Below are 2,487 nucleotides of genomic sequence, written 5' to 3' on the forward strand. Positions count from 1 at the left end.
GCATTCTTGAGTTCCGATAATAATGTTAATAATAAACACCCACTCCCTGTTCCTAGATCAAGGATTGAGAGAGTAGCATTCTTATCTTCAAATTCATTTAATGCGACTTCAATAAGTGTTTCGCTATCAGGTCTTGGTGTCAGAGTGTCTTTTGTCACTTTAAAGCTTAAGCTCCAAAACTCCTTCTCTCCAAATATTTGCGACATAGGTATGCGTTTTTCTCGTTTCTGTACGAGTACATCAATTAAGTTCTGCTGCTCATTACTGACCGTCTGATCAGCATTAATAGCGAAATCTATTTCAGTTACGGGAATAATATGAGAAATTAGAAGGCGTGCATCAAGTGATGCTTCTTCGATCCCTGTTTTTCTTAATCTAGCTTCGATTTTCTTTCTAAGCGTAGCGAGCGTATCCACATTAGCCTTCCATAGCAGCCAATTGCGCCGCTTGGTTCTCAGTAATTAATGAGGTTATAACTTCTTCTAGACCCTCGCCAGCAAGAATGCTGTCTAATTTATAAAGCGTAAGATTAATACGGTGGTCCGTCATACGCCCTTGCGGAAAGTTATACGTTCTAATACGTGCTGATCGGTCGCCAGATCCAATTTGATCTTTCCGGTCAGCGGACCTTTCGGCGTCTCTAGCTTCTTTTTCAGCAGCATAAACACGTGACATCAAAACTTTCATCGCCTTGGCTTTATTCTTATGCTGTGATTTTTCATCTTGTTGTTGCACGGTAATTCCTGTGGGAATGTGCACAATACGTACGGCACTGTCCGTTGTGTTCACACTTTGACCGCCTGGTCCACTAGCCCGGAAAATATCAATTCTTAGATCTTTATCTTCAAGTTTGATATCAATCTCTTCCACCTCAGGCATAACGGCAACGGTAGCCGCAGACGTATGAATTCTTCCTTGCGTTTCCGTATCAGGAACACGCTGAACTCTATGACCGCCTGCTTCATATTTAAGCTTAGCGAAGACACCTGAACCACTCACTGAAACAACGACCTCTTTAAACCCACCCGCGTCACTCGATGAAGAGCTAACGGTTTCAAAACGCCACCCTTCGATGGCCGCATACTTTTGATACATTCGATAAAGGTCGCCAGCGAAAAGGGCGGCTTCATCACCACCTGTGCCGGCTCTAATTTCAAGCATGGCATTTTTTTCATCATCAACATCTTTAGGCAGCAACATCAACTGAACTTGATGCTCCATTTCAGGCATGTTTTCTTTTAATTCCTGAAGCTCCATTTCTGCGAGCTCTTTCATTTCAGCGTCCGTTTCTTCAGAACCAAGCATTTCTTCAAGATCTTCAAGCTCTTGAATGGCCGCCATATAATCCTTCGCTTTTTTAACGACTGGCGTTAATTCACCATATTCACGCGATATTTTTACAAACTCATCCGAAGACAGCTCCTCACCACTGGACATCAAATGTTCCAGTTCTTCGTGACGCGTGATAAATTGATCCAGTCTTTCGCGTGGAATCATTAGCCTATTCCTTTTATATAGTCAGAGATCTGACTTAATGAGACTTCTTCTTGCGAGCCTTGGTCAAGGTTTTTAACCATTGCAACGCCCCGGGCCATTTCTTCTTCACCGAGCAACACTGCAAAAGAGGCATTTTGCTTATTGGCACGTTTCATTCTTTTGCCAACATTCCCCTTATAAGCCATATCAACCACAATACCTGCAACACGCAAATCATGAGCAAGCTTCATGGCGGGGATTTGTGCTTCTGCGCCAACAGGTGTTACGACAACGGGACGGTTTTGTTTAATTAAAAGATCATCAGCAATCAGTTCCGCGAGCCTTTCCATACCAGCGGCCCATCCAATACCGGCCGTTTTTGGTCCACCCATCATTTCCATTAGACCATCATATCTACCCCCCGCAAGGACGGTACCCTGGGCGCCGAGCTGATCCGTCGTAAATTCAAAAGCGGTATGACAATAATAATCAAGGCCACGCACAAGCCGATCATTAATCACATACTTAATATCAAGCGCTTCAACGCCATCAATGACCATTTTGAAAAAATCTTTTGTCGATTGATTATAAAAATCAGCAATGCGCGGCGCATCTTTAATCAATTCCCGGTCCCCATCATCCTTACTATCGAGAATGCGCATAGGGTTTTTTTCCAACCGTTTAAGGCTATCTTCGCTGAGCTTTCCTTTATGTCCGGTAAAATAATGGACCAAGGCATCTCTATAATCTGAACGGCTTTCAGGGTCCCCAAGGCTATTTAATTCAAGGGTAATATGCTTTCCTATGCCCAAGTCATTTAAAAAGTCGGCCGCAATTGCCAAAACTTCAATATCGGCTTGCGGTTCTTCGACACCAAGAATTTCCAAATCCATTTGATGAAATTGACGCATGCGTCCTTTTTGCGGGCGTTCATAACGAAAAATAGGGCCAAAACTATAAAATTTGCACGGCGTCGATTGTTGAAGGCCGTTTGATATAAAGGCACGCGCT

General features: G+C 43.4%; 3 protein-coding genes. All 3 read right to left on the bottom strand.

Annotated features, from left to right (window positions below; genetic code table 11):
- A partial coding sequence (locus ACTF6W_RS02695; RefSeq protein ID WP_438992995.1) for a N5-glutamine methyltransferase family protein occupies positions 1 to 416 on the bottom strand: 416 nt, incomplete at its 3' end.
- A gap of 1 nt (position 417) precedes the next feature.
- Positions 418 to 1,497: a peptide chain release factor 1 gene (gene prfA, locus ACTF6W_RS02700; protein ID WP_438992996.1), complete on the bottom strand. Its 1,080-nt coding sequence runs from the start codon at positions 1,495 to 1,497 to the stop codon at positions 418 to 420.
- Positions 1,497 to 2,487: histidine--tRNA ligase (gene hisS, locus ACTF6W_RS02705; protein ID WP_438992997.1), on the bottom strand; the 991-nt coding region annotated here is incomplete at its 5' end. The genes hisS and prfA, both read right to left, overlap by 1 nt.

The sequence above is a fragment of the Pseudemcibacter sp. genome, from assembly GCF_965661635.1.
Classification (GTDB): domain Bacteria; phylum Pseudomonadota; class Alphaproteobacteria; order Sphingomonadales; family Emcibacteraceae; genus Pseudemcibacter.

Bases quoted from the DNA above. Each gene is read 5' to 3' on its own strand.
- prfA (WP_438992996.1), bottom strand. From the start codon at position 1,497: ATGATTCCACGCGAAAGACTGGATCAATTTATCACGCGTCACGAAGAA.